Raw genomic sequence first — 20,919 nt, 5'->3', positions numbered from 1 at the left:
GTACTAAATAATCTAGAGTGAGTAGGAAAGAAATAATGCTTAATCAGTTCAACTGTTCAACTTATTTATAATATAGGGACGCTTTCCGGAAGGTAGAGGTTCTATCTCTTCTACATAGTGTATTTTTATATTAGCATCTTCTCCTAAAATATAATGTAGATTTTCTAGAATCATTTTTTCTTCATTATAATTTTCATTAACTACCAGATTTAGATAATATTCATTGTGCTTTTCTTGTATAAACTGAAACTGATATACATTATTATATTCTTTCATTCTAACATTTAAGGAAAAAGGAGACACCTCTTCACCATTAACATCAAGTAGGTTTTGTATCTTTCTACCAGAAATGGTTCTTAATACTTTTCCATTATAACCGCATGGACATCCTTTACCCAGAACTCCATAATCTCCAGTATCATACCTAATTAAAGGCATAGCATTTGAATAGAGATCAGTCACAACTATTCTACCTTCTTCATCTTCTTCTGCCGGCTCATCAATATTCTTCTTTAAAACTTCAACTATAAATGAAGCTTCATTTATATGATAATTCTCACTTTCAACACATTGATTACCAATTATACCCAATTCCTCCGTAGCATACCTTGCAATCACAGTACAATTAAAAAAATTTTCTATTAATTTTCTCTGCTGACTATTTAAGGGCTCCGAAGTTGTGATAATTCCTAGAATATCGAAAGTATCTGGGGAGATAGCCATTTTTTCACAATACTCAATGATTGAAACAATAACAGAAGGGAACCCGATTATATATCTTGTTTGTCTTATTTTGCTTACAATATTCTTCAAAGATTCTTTATCTAAATGTGTTGGATCTATATGTATTTCGTTTTGTAAAAATAATTTCAATTTACTTTTTGAAACACCTCTGATGAAAGCATGATGCCGTCCCATATAATATTCAATATCTCTGCCAAAGAATAGAACTTCCGCTATTTGTCTTAATTGTTTAGATTTATTTCTATAAAAAATCATAGGGGTTCCAAAAGACCCCGATGTTGTAACTTTCAACAAATTTTCCTTATTGTATTTATTAGATACTAAATTATTTAAGTTGTCCCCGATTTGCTTTTTTGTTATCACAGGGAAATCTTCTAGTTTCTTATTAACACCCTTGTAGTAAGGGGCATTATGTCTTATATCATTTAATAAGTTTTGAAAGCACAATTCCTGTTTGTTGTGTTTCTCGTCAGAACCATAAAACTCTTCTAGGAATTCAAGTTCCCTTGTGATACGTTTGTTTCTAATTATATCAACCATAAAAAATGCTCGATTAATTACCAATTCAAAAAAGTTCATATTAGACTTGTTAAAGTACTTTTTCATTGAAAATCACCCTATATTTCCTTTCCTGGAACTCCGACTATTGTACTGTAATCAGAAACATCACCAATCACAACACTTCCTGCACCAATCTTGGCATTATTTCCTACCTTTTTTCCTGGAATGACAGCTGCATTTGTACCAAGTTCAATACTATCCTTCAACTCAACAAAACCTGACAAAGCGGTTAATGGAAAAACAGAATTAAAATCTCCCATGGAGACATCATGTCCCACAGAACAGTTATAATGAATTAAATTAAAATTTCCAATTTGTATATTAGAAGATAAGGCGACCCCAAAACTTACAATGTTTCCTTTACCAAACAAATTGAATGGAGAGATATCTACATTTGGATGGACTAGATTCGGAAACATTATATTCTCGTTATGTTTTAGTTCCTCATAAATTTTTTTCTTTATACTAGGTTTACCAAAAGCTAAGACCACATTTATAGGAGTAGTTTTCTGTTGTAAAAATTCAATACCACCTAATATTTTATAACCATTGACCTGCCCGCTATTTTGGTCATCCACAAATCCCTTAAAAATCCATTTTTCTTCATTATTGTTGTTAATTGCCTTTATAAGATCTAGTATCCCTCTTCCTAACCCGCCAGATCCATATATATAAATTTCATTTGTATTATCCATTGGTTTTCGTACCCCTAAATCTCTCCATAGTCACTTTTTCATCTTTATTTACTCCATCTGACTTTAAGACTTTCGCTAGTGTCATAAAAAGAATTTTTATATCCAGAAAAAAGGTTTGATTGTCCACATACCAAACATCGTATTTAAATTTCTCCTCCCAAGTAATCGCATTTCTCCCATTTACTTGAGCCCAACCAGTTATCCCAGGTTTAACTTCATGCCTCCTGGCTTGTTCGGGAGTATAAAGGTCTAGATAATCCATTAGCAGCGGTCGTGGGCCTACCAAGCTTAGGTCGCCTTTTAAAACATTAAACAATTGAGGTAACTCATCTAAACTAAGCTTTCTTAATAGATTACCTGTTTTGGTCATTCTCTCATTGTTGGGAAGTAAATTACCTTTCTCGTCAGTTTCATTAGTCATAGTACGGAATTTTTTTATATGAAAAGGTTTCCCATGCAACCCTGGCCTTTTTTGTTTGAAAATCATAGGTCTTCCCATGGTTACTAAAATTAAAAATGATATTATAATCATGGGTATTGCTAGAATTCCAATTACTATTAGCGAGATTGTTAAATCTAATAGCCGTTTCATTATAATTCATCACCTTCCCCCTATTCTTAACTTCCAAACCTTTCTTTAAATATGTTTAATAATCGTTGGGTTAACTTATAGTAATCATGGTTTTGTTCTACGTATCTTTTCCCATTTTCACCCAATTTTCCCCTTTCAACTTCCCCCATCTCTTTTATCTCTTTAATAGATTTTGCCATTAAAGAAGGAGAATCAGATGGAATACTTAGCCCATTCTCTGCCTCTTTAGCAAAGTCAAAACTAGTATCGACAGCAAAAAGCATTGGTTTCTCACTCATCATATAATCAAATAGTTTGTTTGAACTTAGTCCATATTTAAATACCGGTGTAGATTTTAAATGAAATAGGCAACAATCCGAGTTATTTAAGATATGACCAACTTGATCTCTAGGAACCTTATCTAAGAAAGTTATATTATTTAATCTGTATTGCTTCGTTAGAGAAACGAGCTGTTCCTTTTCAGGGCCATCACCTACTAAAAGTAAATGTGACTTATAAGAACTATCAATTTCTAACATCTCAAGTTCATGTGCTGCTTTCACTACTGTAGTAAGTCCATTTGCTAACCCATGAGCGCCCGTAAATGTAACAATGAAATTATCCCTATGAGACCTAAAAAAATCTCTGGCTTCCGTGGCAGTAAAGGGGGAATTTAATGTGTCCTTATATTTTGGATAATCAATCCCATTTGGCACATAGACAATTTTGTCAGAATCTATCTGATATTTCTCGATATGATTTTGGGCATTAGGTAAAACAGATACTATGAGATCAGCCTTCTTGTATAAAAAGCCTTCTATTTTTTTAAGGAGCTTGGCAAAAACAGATTTCTCGTTTAGTGCTCCTAAATCAATAAGAGTTTGTGGCCATATATCTCTAATTTCAAAAACAAATTTCGATGTTGCTTGACGAGAGAGCAAGTAAGCAGCCAAAGCAGTAAACAGATGAACAGAAGAACCCATAATTATATTTGGGGTACTTTCTGTCTTTAGTTTTTCTCTTCCGTATCTATAAGCTCTATAAGAAAAACAAAGTTGATTTAATAGACGCTTTGGACCATTACTTGAATAAGAAGGTGTTTTAAAAAACACTTTCTTATAATTGTCCATTTTCACCTCTTTGTAATACTCTCTCTCTTTGTATTCCTGAGTTTCTTTGTACGAATTATGTAAAAAACTTGATGTGAGTAGTGTTACGTCAACCCCTAATTCAGAAAAGTACTTTGAAAAGCTAGGGTGTCTACCTTCATTTCCCGTAGCGTGATGATTTAGTAGCCATATTTTCATTAATTACTCCTCATTTCGCTTATACAAATTTATTGATCTAAAAATAATCTTTGATTTTATCAACAATATGCTGAGCAGCTTTCCCATCACCATATAAGCTTTTTTGGTAATGACCTGGCTCTATATTTTTAATGGCATTTGAAAGGTTATTCTCCAACGGATTAATTAACTGGTTCCATCCCGCTTCTACTGTTTCAAGCCATTCTGTTTCATCTCTTAATGTAAAACAAGGTACTTTAGCAAAATAAGCTTCTTTTTGCACGCCTCCGGAATCTGTTATTATAGCAGCAGCATGTTTCTCTAAAAGAAGCATCTCCAAATAAGAAACTGGTTCAGAAATGACAACATTTGATGCTTCCTCTAATTCACTTAATAGGTTAAAGGAAGCCAATTTATTCTTAGTTCTTGGATGAAGAGGAAGAAAAACTTGCTTATTAAGGGTTAAAAATGTATCAACTATTGCTTTCATTTTTTCTTCCACATCTGTATTCTCAGCTCTATGTATGGTTGCTAAAATATAATCTCTAGACTCTAATCCAAATTCATTTAACGCATGTTTACTTTCTGCTAATTCCATGTTATACAAAACTGCATCATACATCACGTCACCAATTTGGTAAACACCTTTAGTAATGTTTTCTCTCTGTAGATTATCCACTGCTCTATCAGTTGGCGTGAATAATAAATCAGATACATGATCTGTCATTACACGATTAACTTCTTCTGGCATTTTTTTATTAAAACTTCTTAAACCTGCTTCAATATGTAATACAGGTATGTGTAATTTACTTGCTACTAACGCACCTGCCAAAGTAGAATTAGTATCACCATAGACAATTACTGCATCTGGCAGCTCCTTTTCCATAACTTCTTCTATTTTAATCATCATACTCCCAGTTTGTTTTCCATGTGGCATTGAACCTACCCCTAAATTATAGTCGGGTTTAGGGATATTTAACTGTTCAAAGAAAATACCAGCCATATTATAATCATAATGTTGCCCAGTATTTACCAAAACCTCTGTAAACTCTTCTCTAATTACTCTAGAGACAGTTGCAATTTTTACTAATTGTGGCCGTGTACCAGCTATTGTTACTATTTTCATCAATTAACTTCCTTTCTTTTCTTATCATGTAATTCGGATTCTATCATTTGATATACCTTTAATAACTTCTCTGATTCCTTTTTCCAATTATACTTATCACTTATGTGCTTTTTACCATTCTCACCTAACAAGCAATTTAACTTTTCATTTGAAATAACTACTCTTATTTTCTCTGCTATTTCTTGAGGACAATTAGGATCAGTTACACAACCAGCATTCGTTTCATTTACAAGTTCTCTATATAATTTAAAGTCAGAAGTAATAAAAGGAATACCTAAGGTCATATATTCAAAGACCTTAGTAGGGTATGATTCAAAGTAGTTAGGGTGAGGCTTTAAAATTGCTAGGCCTAGTGAAGCTTTAGATATTACTTCATATGCATCGACAGCTCTCATTTGACCTAAAAATTCTACTTGTTCTTGTAGATTGTATGCTTCAATTTTCCTTTGTAAATCCTCCATCAGTGATTCATTTACATGCCCAATGCACTTAAAATGGTATTTCATCCCGTTTCTGGATAATATATATAGTGCTTCTATTATCTCTTCTATCCCTCTGATTTTTGAGACCCCTCCTAGATATACAATATATTTTTCTTTATATTCTGTTGAAGGAGGAAAGAGGGTAGTATCCGGGAAATTCTGTACCACTGCTAAGTTATAAAATTTAGGAGAAAAATACTTTTTATACGATTCTTCTGCAAGTATTAAAACAAAAAATCTGCATGCTAGTAGTTCAAATCCCCTATAAACTTTAGAAATGAATGACCTTAAAGGTATATGACTCTTGAATTTGATGTTTAAAGCATTATTTTCATGGATGTCATAGATAACTTTCTTTCCCTTGACTCTAAGTAATAGTCCCACAAATATCAATTCAGGATCGTGAAAGTGATACACATGTGCATTTTCTTTTAAAGCTTTTATATATGCTAATCTAGATACCTTAAAAATTCTTTGCAGTCTATTTTTAGGCTTAGGTAATTTATTAATCTTAATACCATCAATTACTTCATTACTATCGTGTGGCACTATATAGGAAACTTCATATCCTTGTTTTTTTAACGTTTTTAGTTCTTTATAAAAGATACGTATGTCAAAAAGGGAATGTACCGTGCTTACCATACAAACCTTCATAAGATTTATTCTCCTTTAACGCTAAGCTATTTATACACATTGCTAACCCCATAAAACTAAAATAGTATCTATTGTCATTTAAATCACCACTTATAAGTGAATTAACACCTAAAAAAATTAAAATTAATGTTATCGTTCTAGAAATATAAGAGCTAAACAGCAACTTTTGTAGCGGAATAATATGAATTAGAAAAAAAAGCAATAACCCAAGAATCCCTAATTCTACACCCACCTCGAGCAATATATTATGAGGGTAAGACCTTTCGTCACTACCATAATTTAATATCCCCCAAGAACCAATTCCATGCCCAAATAAAAATTCATCCTTCCATAATTCTATACCGTTCATATAATGAGTAACTCTCGCTCCTGCAGAGGAGCCAAAATCGTCTTGTGTAAAAACCACTAGCACCCTGTTTATTGACGAAGGCAATTTATCATTAACAAAAAGGTAAAGCATATAGAGTGTAATGAGGATAAATCCACTGAATAAAGTAAAAAACGATTTTTTGATTTGTATGGTTGAGCGTCTTATATAGATTGCTCGTATGAAGAGATAAGTCAGGGCTATAAGTATGGCTAATAGCGGTCCTCTAGAGCCTGTACTAAACATTACACTAATAACCACTGCTAAAAATATGTATAAACTCACTTTATATTTCTTACTTTTCACTTTAAACAATGAATAACTTAAAGTAATTATAAATAACAATCCTAATATTCTTGACACCCCTATATAATTACCCCCAAGGACATTTATAAATTTCATATTCTCTGAAGTTAAAATGGAGACAATGGACTCTGCAAGAATCCATACACCAAAAGCAGACACCATAAAAAGAAATCTATATACTCGTTGAACATTACTAGATATAATTAAAGAAGTAGCTAGTACTGACCACAATGTTAATGTCCATAAATAGAAAGTTTTCTCATATGCATATTCTGTACTAGGTGTCCAGTATAATGACATTAATACATAAGATAAAAACACTAAAAAAGTTAAGATAAATAAAAGCGACGTTGTGGAAAACTTACATTTATTTCTATATATTATTAAAACACCTGCACAAACACTCGCCCCAAAAAAAAATGCTGTTAAATCAAAAGGAATCCATTCAAACCTAGGATCTGCTTTGTAACGACCGGCAAATAAGAATAACACAAATAATGTTTCAAAGGACAATATCCATCTAATTATACTTTTAATTCTATCCATTTTTCTCCACCGCTGTTTTAATTAAATCAATTTCTTTCTGAGTTCTTGTATCCCAAGATTCAAATAAAGAATTGGCATAAGAAGTGGCGTTACGTTTAACTCTTACTTTTTCTTCTTCCCTACATAATAAATTTATTATTATATTCTGAGCTTCATGTAAATTATCTATTAGGAATCCATTTTCATTATTATTTATAATACCATTTAACGAATCATCATTATTAGCTATTACAATTGCCCCGTTTAATAATGCTTCTATTACCACATTTCCCAAGTTAGAATATTTATAAAAAGACAATACTGCTATACTCTCTCTATAATATTCAAATAATTCTTCTTGTGAAACTGTGCTCAAATATTTAACATTCTCTTTCAAATTAAATTGTACTATCAAGTCTTGAAGGTATTCCCAATAACCATTGTCAGATATATGCCCTACAAGAATAAGATTAATGTCTTTATAACCAGCATCATGGATATACTTTAATAATTCAACTGCCTTTTCCTGCTGTTTCCATTCTGTTATTCTTGCAGCATACAGAATGAATCGACTATTTCCTATATTAGGTTGATTTTCTTTAATCGTGAGCTTATTTACTCCATTAATCCAATAGTAAAAGTTAAATCCGTCTTTCTTTCCTATCTTTTTATATACTTTATCTCCCTGTGTCCCATCGTTAGTAATTAACAAGAAATCTTTTTTTAAACGGAATGCCAAATACTCTAATGGATGTCTTCTTATAACACTTAATTTGTTATTGTTAATTTCATTCATAAGGAAGGTTCCATATAATCTATGCCCACTGGGAACTTTTAACTTTCGAGCTACCCAGCTCCCTATAGTTCCAAAAGAACCATGAACATAAATAAAATCATAATTCCCTTTTTTTGCAAGAGAATAGATTTTTTTATATGTCTTCCATAATAATATAGGTGTTCTCCCACTAGTACCCCAAGGTATCAAGTGAATATTACTTTTATCTAAAAAACCCCTATTTTCATTCACCTTTTTATTAAATTCGCTTGTACCCACAATCATATCTACCTGGTGATTTTCCCTTATAAGTCTCTCTAGAGGATTTATAAAAGCTGGCATTCCTCTAGGTTCTTCACCATCTATGATAATATCTTTCAACCCACTCCACATACCTGTAACATATAAAATATTCAATTACATAACCCACCCATCAAAGTTTTAACTCACGATACTAAAATGACCCAATTATAAAGACTCTCAAAAGCAAAGTTATTATAAATGGAAATACTGCAAAAGTGGTAATAAACGCTATGGTAATATATATTCTTACATTAATTATTGATAGTGTATAAAACAGCATAATTAACTTAACAATTACTCCTGCCAAACCATATAAGCCTACTGCTAAAAGAGGTTCCTTATAAACAACCGATCCTAATAATAGAGCAACAAGTCTTAATACCAATAAACAAATATCAAATATTAAATAGATTTTCTGCTTACCAAGAATTAGATATATGCTTGTGATAGCTGATGTACAAAACACAAATAATATAGAAGGGCTTAGAAGCCTAGAAAATTGACCTGCAATTTCCCATTCTTCCCCAAATATAAACCTGAATAAAATGTCTCCAAAACCGAATACAATCGACATTGGTATAGACCCAATAATTAACATATTTCGAAAGGTTTTTAGGGTTAGATTTTTGAACTTCTTGTTACTAACACCATAATATTTCGCTGCCTGCTGATAAAAAACCTGAGATACTGAACCGCCAATTAAATTCATCGGTAGATTAAGAAACCTATATGAGAGGGAATAAAACCCCACGACTGAACTTGAGAAATAACCAGTTAATAAGAATATTGGTAATTGTAATGAGAAGGAATTAAAAAAACTAGACCAAGTTGAATAGATAGGAAATTCCTTATAGGTTTTAGCTAACCTCAAAGTGTTCTTAACATTAACTTTTACTAAGTTTATTTTACTTTCTCTAATTGAAATATAGGCCAGTCGCAGACTTGAAATTAATTGACCAAACAATTGCCCAAAGATTAAGCCATTACCCAAAAAATTTGACCATCCCATAATGACTTGCGATCCTGATAAGCTTGAGGATTGGAAAACACGATTAATAGCTAATCGCTTATAAGCCCTTTCCCTACTATTCCAATAGTTAAAGCTTTTAAATATTCCTAGGAATAATACAGAGATAGGAATAAAGTATAAATAAGGTGCTATTTGTTTATCACCTAAAATTGTTGATAATTCGTGATTAAAAATAGTATTAATCACTAGAAGAGAAGAACTGAATATAATAGCTACATATAAGGATAATTTTAATAAATCCAAAGCATCTTGTTTATCTCTAGGTAGTACTATAGCCATCTCGTACCTAGCATTAGAGAACACACTAAGGACAGAAGTGATTGCCACGTATAAGCCTAATAATCCAAATTCTTCTGGCGAGAATATTCGCGTCAAAATTGGAGAAATTATAATAGGTACTAACTGAGCAATTGTTGTTCCCGTTAGTAATGTACCAATATTCTTTAGAAACGAACTGTTAATTTTTTTTTTAACTCTCATCCATAATTCCACTATTTACATCCTTAAATTTACATTTGTTAATATTCAAATGATAGTTGTTCAACTTCGTTTTGACCTAATTAGGGTGGGGAGAGAAGAATACCCCCCTCCGCACACCTTACCTTACCTAACAAAAAAGGTTTATTAATTATAATTTGTAATACTTTTCATTCTTAGGTGAATACCCATAAGAATTCCTAGTATCAAATACTGCTGCTGAATGCGCTAATATCCTATCATAATCAAAGGAACTATGATTAGTAGCAATCAATACTAAATCAGCATTATTTAGCATTTCATTAGTTGCTGATGGGATTGGTGTGTTTAGACCTTTTTTATACTTGAATTCTTTAACATAAGGATCAACTGCTGTCCAGTTAGCCCCTCCATCATCCAGCTGTTCTAATATAGGTAACACTGGCGATTCACGGTAGTCATCAATATCTTTCTTATAAGCTACGCCTAAAACTAAGATGTTAGAGCCATTCAGAGCTTTTCCATCCTTATTTAGAATTTCCATTATTCTCTTTACGATATAGTCTGGCATTTCATTATTAATTTCGCCAGCGGTTTCTATTAACTTAGTATGATAATTATATTCCCGGGCTTTCCATGTCAAATACCATGGATCAATAGGAATACAGTGTCCGCCCAGGCCTGGACCAGGATAGAAAGGCATAAATCCATATGGTTTAGTTGCTGCTGCATCTATCACTTCCCAAACATCAATCCCCATTTTATTACATAGGACAGCCATTTCATTAGCTAAACCAATATTGATGTTACGGAAGGTATTTTCAAGGATTTTTTCCATTTCAGCTACAGCAGGACTAGACACTTGGTGAATATCACTATCTAATACATTGCTATACATTGTTGCTGCGACTTTTGTGCAGTTTTCCGATACGCCACCAACAACCTTTGGCGTGTTTTTTGTTTTGAATTCTTTATTTCCAGGATCAACTCTTTCTGGAGAATACGCCAAGAAAAAGTCTTCTCCACATTTAAGGTTTGAATTCTCTAGAATAGGTTTAAGAATTTCTTCCGTAGTTCCTGGATAAGTTGTACTTTCTAATACAATAAGCATTCCTTCATGAAGATAATCAGAAATTTCCATAGCTGAACTTTCTACATAAGAGGTGTTCGGCTGCTTATATATATCCAAAGGAGTAGGCACACAAATAGCTACTGCGTCTATTTCTTCAATAAGAGAATAATCGGTAGTTGCTTTTAGTTGTTTATTATTAACAATATCTCTTAGTTCATCGTCTACAACATCACCAATATAATTGATTCCTTGATTTACCTCTTCTACTTTTTCTTGTTGTATATCGAAACCAATTACTTTGTAGCCAGCTTTGGCTTTTTCTACTGCTAATGGGAGTCCAACATACCCTAATCCGACCACCCCTATTACAGCAGTCTTATTTTCCAGTTTTTCTATTAATTGGTCTGCTAATTTATTATTGTTTTTAGTTATTTGCATATTCTTTCTCCTTTATCATTTGTATTGGTTCATTGACTTTCGCTGATTCATAAAATGATAGTACCAGTTCTAATGATCTTCTGCCTTCTTCTCCACTAACAGCCGGTTTCCTCTCTTCTTTTATAGCTTTAACCATGTCATCAATAATGCATTGGTGGCCAGGCACGCCGAATGGATCTTCTTCTACCCTTGCTTTTAATGCATTTACTTCTTCTTCCATACCTTCGACTTCTAGATACTCAAAATAGATAGCGTTTTTACCACCAATCTTCACAGTGCCCTTCTCACCAAATAACGTAATTGATTCTTCAAAGTTTTGTCCATACGCAGTTGTGGCAGCTTCTACTACACTAAGTGCCCCTGATTTAAATTTAATAAGACCTGTAGATACATCTTCTGCTTCAATCTGGCGAAGGCGAGTTGCTTCCATACTGAATATCTGCTCTGGTTCACCCATGAACCATAATAATAAATCGAGATTATGGATTGCTTGGTTCATCAATGCTCCACCATCAAACTCTTTTGTTCCCCGCCACAAGGCTTGATCATAATATTCTTGATTCCTGTTCCAATTCACAATGGCGTTTGCATGACTAATTTTACCCAGCAGGTTCTGATCGAGTATTTTCTTCAATTCTCGAACAACCGGGCGAAAGCGATTAGGGTGAACAATGGATAATTTAACATTATTATAATCACAAGCATCAATTATTCTATCAGTATCTTCCAAAGTCATAGCAATGGGCTTTTCCAAAATAATGTGTTTTCCTGCATTAGCTGCCTTTATTGCTAGAGGTGCATGAAGACCAGTCGGTGTACAAACAGACACAACGTCTATATCATCTCTATCCAGCATTAAATCTAACTCTTCATACGGGTCAACCCCATATTCATTCACATAAAATTCCATTGCAGAAGGTACCTTATCACTTACCGCTACAAGTGTTGCACCTTCCACTGCTTCAATTGCTTTTGCATGCTTCTTGGCTATAAAGCCACATCCAATAATTGCAAAGTTCACTAGACATTCACTTCTTTCCTAATTATTTTATTTCACCCTTGGATGGCCATCAGATTGCGATCCATATATACAATTTTCATTAATGCATCTTTCAATTCAACGTTAGAGTAACCATAGAAATTGTTGATAAGATCTTTTAGTAATTCGCTTTCCACTTGAACCGTCCGACCAACATAAATCTTCTCATATATTTCGCCAGGAAGGACTTCATCCTCTCCAAGAAGCTCCTCATACATCTTCTCACCTGGTCGGATGCCTGAAAATTCAATTGGAATCTCCTCTTCCGTATAACCAGAGAGTCTAATCAAGTTTTTAGCCAAATCGACTATTTTCACAGGTTCACCCATATCCAATACAAAAATCTCTCCACCCTTTGCAAGCGTTCCAGCCTGGATGACCAGACGGGATGCTTCTGGTATGGTCATGAAGTAGCGGGTCATTTCCGGATCTGTGACAGTAACCGGGCCTCCCTGTTCAATCTGCCTCTTGAACAGTGGAATAACACTGCCCCGGCTTCCGAGTACGTTTCCGAATCGGACGGCGACGAACTTAGTTCGGCTTCGCTGTGCTAGATCCTGAACAACCATTTCAGCAATCCGCTTGGTGGCCCCCATGACATTGGTCGGGTTCACTGCTTTATCAGTGGATACCATCACGAATTTACCGACACCGAATGTATCGGCAGCTTCGGCGACATTTTTCGTGCCGATGACATTGTTCTTCACCGCTTCATGCGGATTATGCTCCATCAATGGCACATGCTTATGTGCAGCAGCATGGTAGATGATTGCCGGCTGATGGGTATCGACTATTTCAAAGATGCGCTCGCGATCCTGAACATCGGCGATCAGTGGAACTATTTCTGTTTCCGTGTCATCGAATGTCCTTCTCAATTCCATATCAATGGAGTAGATGCTAAATTCCCCGTGACCGACAAGCAATATCTTATCTGGAGAGAAGCGCATCAACTGTCGAGTAAGTTCCGATCCGATCGAGCCGCCGGCACCCGTCACCATGACCGTCTGTCCTTCGACATAGTCTGCGATGGCATTGATGTCGAGCTCCACCGGGTCCCTGCCAAGCAGGTCTTCCACTTCGACATTTTTCAGATGGCTGACAGACACTTTTCCGGTCATCAGATCCTCGATTTTGGGAATCATCTGTACCTTGGCGTCCGTCTTGTTGCATTCTGCGACAATCTTATTCAATTCCTGGGATTGTAAGGATGGAATGGCAATGACGATTTGCTCGATTTCCATCTCGTCGACTGCTTCCTTGATCCCTCTTACCGTCCCGACAACTGGCAGGTTATACACCTGCATCTTCTGCTTGGTAAGGTCGTCATCGACAAAGGCGACCGGGCAGAGTTCGGTATTATTCTGTTCATTTTTCAGCTGTCGGGCGATCATCGCACCAGCAGCTCCGGCACCGACGATCAATGTGCGCTTTTTGTTGGTTCCTTGGTTTATGTAACGATCTCTGACTACGCGCCACATGAACCGTGAGCCGCCGATCAGGATGATATGTAGCAACCAGGTGACGATGAGTGCCCTGGTATAGAGGTTGAAGCCGGTAGCGAAATACTGCACAATCGCTGCAGCGACGATGGATAAGCTGATCGCCTGAACGATGGCAAGCAGCTCCCCGACACTCGCATAGGCCCATACTTTGTTATAGAGATTGAAGGCAGCAGCAAAGACATGATGAAAGATTAATAGTGCAACAGCGCTGAGGACAATGCCTTCCAATTCGGTGACATCGGTGTATGGGTAGACCACCCATGCAGCAATGAAAATGGCGGAGCTGACAATCAAGGAATCAAGCAGCACCAGGAATGTCAGTCTTTTACGATAGGACAATGTACTATCTCCTTTCCAGGAATAATGAAAGTTTTGTAGTTTGAGAGGTTTATACTAGTGGGTTTTGGGTGTGATATGATATGTTAAGAAGTTATCTTTTGACAGATTAGATATCTCATTAAGAAAGGATATCACATTTTCTCTCCCCTTGATAGACAATTTGTAAAAAATATGTCGTAATTTACACCCGCTTTACATAAGCAGGACACCTCAACCTTACTTCTCTCTAATATGGTAACGGATTAAAAAATAAAAGCATACCCCCACAAAAGGCATGCTTCTATCGTACTACATTTCCGGTCATTAATTTAGTGACCGAACATAAAAAAAGTCATAGCTTCCAGTTCCTGCCAATTCATTTTTTGAGCAGTTCCTGCAAAAAGTGGATAGCCTCGGAACGGGTGCGGATCTCCAGCTTATGATAGATCCCGCTGATATAATTCTTCACCGTCCCCTCCCCTAGGTAGAGACGCTGGGCGATCTGCTTGTTCGACATATTATCCATGAACAGATAGGCAATGTCGATCTCCCGTTTGGTGAACTCCAGTCCATTCTTCTCAAGTTTCCGGGCGAGCAGTTGTTTATTATCCATGGTTAGCTCGCGGATTTTTGACGTCAGGATGCGAGCCGCCTTGCCGGAGATGACCGAATCACCAAGATGGACCGCCCGGATGGCCTGCAACAATGTTTCGGCATGGAGCTCCGTCAATAGAAACCCATCTGCTCCCACATTGATGCCGCTGATCACCATTTCTTCATCCGCTTCCGACGAGAGCATGATTACCTTTATTCGCGGATGGTTTTGCTTGATCTGCACTGTCGCCTGGATTGCTTCCATTTGCAGCCTGCACAAGTCCACGATGGCTATATCCGGTTCCTTTTCACCAACAAGACGAACTGCTTCGTCTCCGTTTTGCGCACATCCGACAATATGAAGGTCTTCCACAGGACGGATGATCGCCTCGATGCCGTCCTGCATCAAGGGTTGGTCTTCCACGAGCACTATATCAATCATTTCCGCGCCCTCCTTCCAGCGTCTAGTAGATTTCTTTGTTATAGGGAAGTGTTCATTTGATGGAGGTATAATGTGTGAAATGAGGAAAGAAAAAAATGCCTGGAATCGCCATATTGCGGTTCCGGCACCTTATCATCAATCTATCCTAATAGAATTTCGCACTGGGGCTGCATGCCCTTGCTTAAAAGATTCCGAGGAATTTCTTCTTTTTGATGGGCTGCGGTTCCTCCTGGTTGACATTGGACCCTTCTACCAGCAGTTCCGCATTCTCCATCAGCAGCATGAATGTCTCATATCCATGCTGTTCGCGGATTTCATGATAGGCGTCCTGCATCCAGAACCTCCGTGAAGTTGTATTATGCGCGTCGGAAGCGATAAAGTGGGTCAATCCAGATTCCACCAGCTCATGGGAGAATTTGCGGATCTTCTTCCCGAACTTCCCGGCAACACTTCCAGCCGTCACCTGGGATAGTGCTCCATTCTGGACAAATTCGAACAAGATGGAAGGATGCTCGAGCAGCTCCATATTGCGCTCCGGATGGACGATCACCGGCTTGTACCCGGCTACCTGCATATCAAACAGCATCCGTCTCGCATAACGCGGCACATGATCGGAAGGAAATTCGACGAATACATAACGGGTATCGTTTGTAAGGGTGACCAATTCATCGTCCTTCAAATCATCCACCATTTCCCCGTACAGGCGATTTTCCTGTCCAGGGAGCACAACGAGTGGAATCTCTGCTGTCTGAAGAGCTGAATTGAGGCTTTCGACAGCGAGCAGAATATCTTCTTTTTCATTCATATATTTACCATTGTGGTTATGCGGAGTGGCAATGATCGTCCGGATGCCTTCCTCCACGGCGGCCTTCCCCATATCCAGACTGTCTTCCAGCGTACGGGCACCGTCATCCACACCTGGCAATATATGGCTGTGTATATCAATCATCAACGTCACTTCCTGCTTCATGGAAATTCATTTCTGTTATCTCCCAGTATAACAGGAAGCTGTTTCATTCTACAAGTTGTCTATTATCTGAAAACGAGCCACTTGCGTTTTTTCTGCACACGTTCTGGGATTTCGCGCTCTGCTGCAGAACCGGTAATAACCGCCTCTGCGTTATCCATCAGCTGGAACATATAGTCACTGCCGTAATCGGACTTGACTTTTTTGTAGGCAACCTTCAGATAGAAGCCGCGTTTCTTCGTGTCATGAGCGTCTGAAGCAAGCAGGTGGGCAAGATTTGCTTCCAGCAATTGGTTGGCGAACTTTTCCACTTTCTTTCCAGACCTGCCGACCAGGCTGGCAGCGGTGACTTGTGTGAGTGCACCATTTTTCACCATGCGGTAGAGCTTGTCCGGCTGTTCCATGATTTCGTGATTGCGTTCTGGATGGACGATGATCGGCTTATATCCGGCAAGCTGCATATCGAATAGCAGCTGTGTCGTATACTGTGGGACATGTGACGTAGGCAGTTCTACCAGTACGTAATTATTATCATTTACGGGCAGCACCTTGCCTGCCTGCAGATCCTGCAGCATTTCGCCATATATCCGGGTTTCCTGCCCTGGAAGGATTTCCACCGGGATATTTTCCAACTGCAGCTGGCCATTCAAATAATCCACCGCTGCTATTACCTGATTCTTCGTGTTAACATACGATCCATTTTCATGATGAGGGGTCGCCACTATTTTCCGGATCCCTTCATCCGCAGCCTTTTTGGCCATTGCGAGGCTTTCCGTCAATGAACTGGCCCCATCATCCACGTCAGGCAAAATATGACTGTGAATATCAATCATTCAATCACTCCTATTCTCCGTATACCCTGTTTTTCTATCTCTGAATCCCTATGGGACACTGATATAATCCGTATTGACGCTGTTGTCTGTCATTCCATAGTAGCATATGAAAATTCAATTTTGTAGGTATTTAGAGTCATGAAACGGTCATTTTATTGGTATAAAAGTCATGAACAACATATGTGTTGGGAGTGTCGAATAACCACGAAGTGAGGAATGGTAAGCCACGAGGAAATAGTAATACCTATGACTTTTGAGGAAATTTTTTACAATCGAAATAAAAAAACTCTCCACCCGGTTGGATGGAGAGTAATTCTATCAACTGTTTCCGTAGTAGTAATAGTAATTGGCTTCTTTCTTATTCCGATCATTCAGGACCGTGCCAAGCACCTTGGCATTGACGGATGAAATCGCATCAATCGCCTTCAGTGCTGCATCGTTTTCCGTCTGCTTGCTGCGCACCACCAGCACGGCGCCGTCCACCAGTGTGGCAAGAATTTGTGAGTCCGTCACCGCAAGAACAGGCGGGGTATCGAAAATGACGATATCGTAAGCCTGTTTGGCTTCTTCCAATAAACGGACCATCCGGTTGGAGGCCAGCAGTTCCGATGGGTTCGGAGGAATCGGACCACAGGACATCACATCCAAATTGTCGACATCACTCTGTCCTACAGCATCCTGCAGGGAGGTTTCACCTACGAGGACATTACTCAATCCTTTCAGATTATCCAGGCGGAACGTGTAATGGACGGTCGGTTTCCTCAGGTCGGCATCAATCAGCAACACACGTTTTCCTTGCTGCGCATAGACCACGGCAAGGTTCGCTGTCGTCATCGACTTGCCTTCCCCTGGCCCTGCCGATGTCACCAGCAGGGACTGCAATTTATGATCCACCGAAGAGAACTCCAAGTTTGTCCGGACCGTCCGATACTGTTCGGATATTGGCGACCGGGGACTCAGTTTGGTAATCAGGGAACGTACTTTACTGTTTTTCTTAGACTGATCTTTTTTGCGCGCCATCTAGTCCACCCCTTCTCGCTCTCATTCCGGTGCCCATCTCGGCGTCCACCCGGATATCATTGTCATCCACATGGGAAATCACACCTAATACAGGAACCTGCAGTGTTTTTTCAATATCATCTTCTGTCTTGATCGTGTTGTCCAAGTATTCCAGCAGGAAGGCAATACCTACACCCACCATGCCTCCAAGCACGATTGCAATTGCGATATTCAGCAGCGGATTCGGTGCAACTGGTGATGGCTCTTCACTCAGCTCTGCCTCTGACAGAATGGTTACATTATCTACATTCATGATATCAGGAATTTCATCCTGGAATACTTCCACGGTCGTATTGGCAATGTCTGTTGCCCTTGCCGGATCAGGGTCTGTGGCAGTCACTGTTACTACCTGGGATTGTTCGGCATTCTGCACTTGAATCTTATTTGCCAGCTGGGAACTGCTGTAATCCACCCCAAGCTCCTCGGCTACTTGATCCAAAATGGCCGGACTCTTGATAATGACATTATATGTATTGATAAGTTCAACATTTGTCCGAAGCTCATTGGATGTATACATCTGTTCTTGATCTTGCTCGCTCTGATTCACCAGAAACTGTGAACTATTTTCATAGGTCGGTGTCAACACAAAAAAGCTGATGCCTGCAGCAATCAAGGCCGCTCCTACGATCAAAGCGATGATCATCACCAGCCGCTTCTTGATCACTTCAAAGATTTCTTTCAAGGAAATCGTTTCTTCCATTCTTCTACCTCCGCTTTCTCGCTCCCTCCTGACAGGAAACTTTGATGTTCTGAAACTGAAGAATAATCATTGCTGTATTTTACGTCTACCTCTTCTATTTCGACAGTATAAACGAAATTATAACATATAAAAAGCAAATAATAAGATTAATTTTATGTAAATAAGATAAATGCACCAAAAATGTAAATTTTATCCATGACTATTTGTTGGGATTTTCATTGGTACAGATAAGTAATTTGGGTACTTTCTATTATATAGGGTGTATGGGCATGCGTTTATAAGGATAAGAGTCTCTTAATATAGGTGAAAATTTTACTTCTTCTTAACATGATTTGCAGGGCTACGAGGAATCAGCCCTTGCGGTTGCTGCCGACTGCCGGCGAGTCCTGGCATTTTATGTATTACATTGTATTACGCTGTATTACAGTTGCGTTACAAATAGGCTAACCATCTAGCCTTCCGACAAAACCGGGTATATACTAAAGTTAAATTCTAGCAAAGCTGGTAGAAAAAGATAATTTCTACAAGATTGATAGAAAAAACTACTGAATCATTTACAGGGGGAAAACAGAATTGGCTAACAAGAAATTTATCATGTCGGTTACTGCATCGGCAGCCATCGCATCTGCAATTTATGGAGCAGACGAAGTCGACGCAGCTTCTTATAAAGTACAAAGCGGCGATACATTATGGAATATCTCACAACAATATAACACCAGTGTTTCTCAGTTGAAGTCGATCAATAATCTATCCAGCAATATCATCTACCCAAACCAAGTGATTGAAACATCATCGAACTCTAATTCCAGCTCAAACTCCAACACTAGTTCAAACACTTCAACCAACACTACTACTTATACCGTGAAAAGCGGAGATACTTTGAGCGGTATTGCCTCCAAACATAATATCTCTCTTTCCAACCTGAGAAATTGGAATGACATCAGCGGACACCTGATCTATCCAGGAGACAAGCTGACTGTAAGCAAGTCAGGAAGCTCTAGCTCTTCCAGCAGCTCTAACACAAGCACTACTTCTTCAGGAAATAGCGGTTCCGTAGCATCTACCAAGATCTATAGCGTTAAATCCGGTGATACACTATCCCGTATTGCCCGGAACCATGGTGTGAGTGTATCTGACCTGAAAAGCTGGAACAACCTGAGATCTGATCTGATCCGTGTCGGCCAGAAGCTAAGCATCGATGGCAAGAGCTCAAGCTCGTCCAACTCTAGTGCAAGCTCTAGCTCTTCCAGCAGCTCTTCTTCCAATGGATCCAGTGGATATAATGTGGATCAGCTGATCAGCGGTGCAAAAAGCCAGATGGGCACACCTTATGTATGGGGTGGAACTTCCTCTTCCGGTTTTGACTGCAGCGGATTCATCTACTGGGCATATAAGCAAGCCGGCAAGGACGTACCACGTACATCCACAGACGGATACTTTGACCGCTCTCATTATGTAAGCAACCCGCAGCCAGGAGATCTCGTATTCTTCAAGAATACTTACCGTCCAGGAATCTCCCACATGGGTGTCTATCTTGGAAACGGCAAATTCATCCACGCATCCAGCAGCCAAGGCGTTACCATCAGTGATGTAAACGACCCATACTACTGGGGCAATAAATTCGACAGCTACAAGCGTCTATATTAATCAAATCATTAGAAAAAAATATCCTCTCCAGCTCTCGCTGGAGGGGATTTTTCATTAGGGGGAATAATGTAAGTCAGTCAGGAAAAGGGAAGCTACTAGGGATAGTAACAACCCCCTAATGGGAGCTTTGTACTATAGTTGTACCCCGGGTGAGTGGAGGGTAAACCTTATTTGGATATTTTTTTGGTAATTTTTTGGTGAGGGTGCGGTGGTGGGGCCTGAGTGAGGGTTGCTGGCGCCCGACTGGCGGTGGGCGGGGCCCGAGTGCGGCGTTGTGGCGCCTGAGTGGCGGAGGGCTAGGCCTGAGTGCAGCATACCGGCGCCCGACTAGCGCAGCTCACGGCCCGAGTGCGGTATACCGAGTCAAGTCCTCATTGTTGTGTAAATTCTAGTTACAATTTTTCAACCACTTATTGATTATATGGAA

18 protein-coding genes are annotated in these 20,919 nt (G+C 38.3%); 1 reads left to right on the top strand and 17 read right to left on the bottom strand.

From position 1 onward, the window contains the following. Positions 1 to 48: 48 nt before the first annotated feature. The 17 genes from ACFOGI_RS06370 to ACFOGI_RS06290 all read right to left on the bottom strand — a co-directional run bounded on the left by ACFOGI_RS06370 (position 49) and on the right by ACFOGI_RS06290 (position 18,845). A complete protein-coding gene (locus ACFOGI_RS06370; RefSeq protein WP_390270166.1) occupies positions 49 to 1,350 on the bottom strand; it encodes a phenylacetate--CoA ligase family protein in 1,302 nt (433 codons plus the stop codon). 11 nt (positions 1,351 to 1,361) lie between these two features. Then, positions 1,362 to 2,000, bottom strand: a complete 639-nt coding sequence (locus ACFOGI_RS06365) for a PglD-related sugar-binding protein (protein WP_390270163.1) — start codon at positions 1,998 to 2,000, stop codon at positions 1,362 to 1,364. After that, positions 1,993 to 2,592, bottom strand: a complete 600-nt coding sequence (locus ACFOGI_RS06360; RefSeq protein ID WP_390270160.1) for a sugar transferase — start codon at positions 2,590 to 2,592, stop codon at positions 1,993 to 1,995. The genes ACFOGI_RS06365 and ACFOGI_RS06360 overlap by 8 nt, the downstream gene beginning before the upstream one ends. Positions 2,593 to 2,618: 26 nt before the next feature. Next, positions 2,619 to 3,878 (bottom strand): glycosyltransferase family 4 protein, encoded by a 1,260-nt coding sequence (locus ACFOGI_RS06355; protein ID WP_390270157.1) that lies wholly within the window; start codon positions 3,876 to 3,878, stop codon positions 2,619 to 2,621. 37 nt (positions 3,879 to 3,915) lie between these two features. Next, on the bottom strand, positions 3,916 to 4,983 hold the full coding sequence (gene wecB / locus ACFOGI_RS06350) for a non-hydrolyzing UDP-N-acetylglucosamine 2-epimerase (protein ID WP_390270155.1): 1,068 nt from the start codon (positions 4,981 to 4,983) through the stop codon (positions 3,916 to 3,918). Then, entirely contained in the window at positions 4,983 to 6,119 is a 1,137-nt protein-coding gene (locus tag ACFOGI_RS06345) for a glycosyltransferase (protein ID WP_390270152.1), read from the bottom strand. Before ACFOGI_RS06345 ends, wecB begins: the two co-directional genes overlap by 1 nt. Then, positions 6,079 to 7,338 carry an O-antigen ligase family protein gene (locus ACFOGI_RS06340; protein WP_390270149.1) on the bottom strand — a complete coding sequence of 420 codons (1,260 nt, stop codon included), beginning with the start codon at positions 7,336 to 7,338 and terminating at the stop codon, positions 6,079 to 6,081. Before ACFOGI_RS06340 ends, ACFOGI_RS06345 begins: the two co-directional genes overlap by 41 nt. Continuing rightward, on the bottom strand, positions 7,331 to 8,509 hold the full coding sequence (locus tag ACFOGI_RS06335) for a glycosyltransferase (RefSeq protein ID WP_390270147.1): 1,179 nt from the start codon (positions 8,507 to 8,509) through the stop codon (positions 7,331 to 7,333). Before ACFOGI_RS06335 ends, ACFOGI_RS06340 begins: the two co-directional genes overlap by 8 nt. A gap of 37 nt (positions 8,510 to 8,546) precedes the next feature. Continuing rightward, the gene (locus tag ACFOGI_RS06330) at positions 8,547 to 9,917 is read right to left on the bottom strand and encodes a lipopolysaccharide biosynthesis protein (RefSeq protein ID WP_390270144.1); all 1,371 of its coding nucleotides are present in this window, start codon (positions 9,915 to 9,917) and stop codon (positions 8,547 to 8,549) included. Between the two features lie 136 nt (positions 9,918 to 10,053). Beyond that, on the bottom strand, positions 10,054 to 11,391 hold the full coding sequence (locus tag ACFOGI_RS06325) for a nucleotide sugar dehydrogenase (RefSeq protein WP_390270141.1): 1,338 nt from the start codon (positions 11,389 to 11,391) through the stop codon (positions 10,054 to 10,056). Continuing rightward, the gene (locus ACFOGI_RS06320) at positions 11,378 to 12,412 is read right to left on the bottom strand and encodes a Gfo/Idh/MocA family protein (protein ID WP_390270138.1); all 1,035 of its coding nucleotides are present in this window, start codon (positions 12,410 to 12,412) and stop codon (positions 11,378 to 11,380) included. Before ACFOGI_RS06320 ends, ACFOGI_RS06325 begins: the two co-directional genes overlap by 14 nt. A gap of 32 nt (positions 12,413 to 12,444) precedes the next feature. Then, a complete protein-coding gene (locus ACFOGI_RS06315; RefSeq protein ID WP_390270135.1) occupies positions 12,445 to 14,271 on the bottom strand; it encodes a polysaccharide biosynthesis protein in 1,827 nt (608 codons plus the stop codon). Between the two features lie 355 nt (positions 14,272 to 14,626). Next, entirely contained in the window at positions 14,627 to 15,286 is a 660-nt protein-coding gene (locus ACFOGI_RS06310) for a response regulator (RefSeq protein ID WP_390270132.1), read from the bottom strand. Between the two features lie 181 nt (positions 15,287 to 15,467). Continuing rightward, on the bottom strand, positions 15,468 to 16,235 hold the full coding sequence (locus ACFOGI_RS06305) for a tyrosine-protein phosphatase (RefSeq protein WP_390270129.1): 768 nt from the start codon (positions 16,233 to 16,235) through the stop codon (positions 15,468 to 15,470). An 83-nt stretch (positions 16,236 to 16,318) separates the two neighbouring features. Continuing rightward, positions 16,319 to 17,086, bottom strand: coding sequence for a tyrosine-protein phosphatase (locus ACFOGI_RS06300; RefSeq protein WP_390270126.1), 768 nt, complete (start codon positions 17,084 to 17,086; stop codon positions 16,319 to 16,321). Between the two features lie 318 nt (positions 17,087 to 17,404). After that, on the bottom strand, positions 17,405 to 18,106 hold the full coding sequence (locus ACFOGI_RS06295) for a CpsD/CapB family tyrosine-protein kinase (RefSeq protein ID WP_390270123.1): 702 nt from the start codon (positions 18,104 to 18,106) through the stop codon (positions 17,405 to 17,407). Continuing rightward, positions 18,081 to 18,845, bottom strand: coding sequence for a YveK family protein (locus tag ACFOGI_RS06290; protein ID WP_390270120.1), 765 nt, complete (start codon positions 18,843 to 18,845; stop codon positions 18,081 to 18,083). The genes ACFOGI_RS06295 and ACFOGI_RS06290 overlap by 26 nt, the downstream gene beginning before the upstream one ends. Before the next feature lie 573 nt (positions 18,846 to 19,418). On the opposite strand from ACFOGI_RS06290, the gene ACFOGI_RS06285 reads away from it, so the two are divergent. Next, complete coding sequence (locus tag ACFOGI_RS06285) at positions 19,419 to 20,492, top strand: C40 family peptidase (RefSeq protein ID WP_390270117.1); 1,074 nt, start codon at positions 19,419 to 19,421, stop codon at positions 20,490 to 20,492. The last annotated feature ends 427 nt before the right edge of the window (positions 20,493 to 20,919 follow it).

Source organism: Virgibacillus xinjiangensis, from assembly GCF_042643145.1.
Lineage (GTDB): Bacteria > Bacillota > Bacilli > Bacillales > Amphibacillaceae > Virgibacillus_O > Virgibacillus_O xinjiangensis.
Note: the sequence above shows the minus strand (reverse complement) of the source record. Positions and strands in the feature narration are given on the sequence as shown.

Excerpts from the sequence above, each read along its gene's own strand:
- ACFOGI_RS06370 (WP_390270166.1), bottom strand. The coding sequence starts at position 1,350 with ATGAAAAAGTACTTTAACAAGTCTAATATGAACTTTTTTGAATTGGTA.
- ACFOGI_RS06365 (WP_390270163.1), bottom strand. The coding sequence starts at position 2,000 with ATGGATAATACAAATGAAATTTATATATATGGATCTGGCGGGTTAGGA.
- ACFOGI_RS06360 (WP_390270160.1), bottom strand. The coding sequence starts at position 2,592 with ATGAAACGGCTATTAGATTTAACAATCTCGCTAATAGTAATTGGAATT.
- ACFOGI_RS06355 (WP_390270157.1), bottom strand. The coding sequence starts at position 3,878 with ATGAAAATATGGCTACTAAATCATCACGCTACGGGAAATGAAGGTAGA.
- wecB (WP_390270155.1), bottom strand. The coding sequence starts at position 4,983 with ATGAAAATAGTAACAATAGCTGGTACACGGCCACAATTAGTAAAAATT.
- ACFOGI_RS06345 (WP_390270152.1), bottom strand. The coding sequence starts at position 6,119 with ATGAAGGTTTGTATGGTAAGCACGGTACATTCCCTTTTTGACATACGT.
- ACFOGI_RS06340 (WP_390270149.1), bottom strand. The coding sequence starts at position 7,338 with ATGGATAGAATTAAAAGTATAATTAGATGGATATTGTCCTTTGAAACA.
- ACFOGI_RS06325 (WP_390270141.1), bottom strand. The coding sequence starts at position 11,391 with ATGCAAATAACTAAAAACAATAATAAATTAGCAGACCAATTAATAGAA.
- ACFOGI_RS06310 (WP_390270132.1), bottom strand. The coding sequence starts at position 15,286 with ATGATTGATATAGTGCTCGTGGAAGACCAACCCTTGATGCAGGACGGC.
- ACFOGI_RS06305 (WP_390270129.1), bottom strand. The coding sequence starts at position 16,235 with ATGATTGATATACACAGCCATATATTGCCAGGTGTGGATGACGGTGCC.
- ACFOGI_RS06300 (WP_390270126.1), bottom strand. The coding sequence starts at position 17,086 with ATGATTGATATTCACAGTCATATTTTGCCTGACGTGGATGATGGGGCC.
- ACFOGI_RS06295 (WP_390270123.1), bottom strand. The coding sequence starts at position 18,106 with ATGGCGCGCAAAAAAGATCAGTCTAAGAAAAACAGTAAAGTACGTTCC.
- ACFOGI_RS06290 (WP_390270120.1), bottom strand. The coding sequence starts at position 18,845 with ATGGAAGAAACGATTTCCTTGAAAGAAATCTTTGAAGTGATCAAGAAG.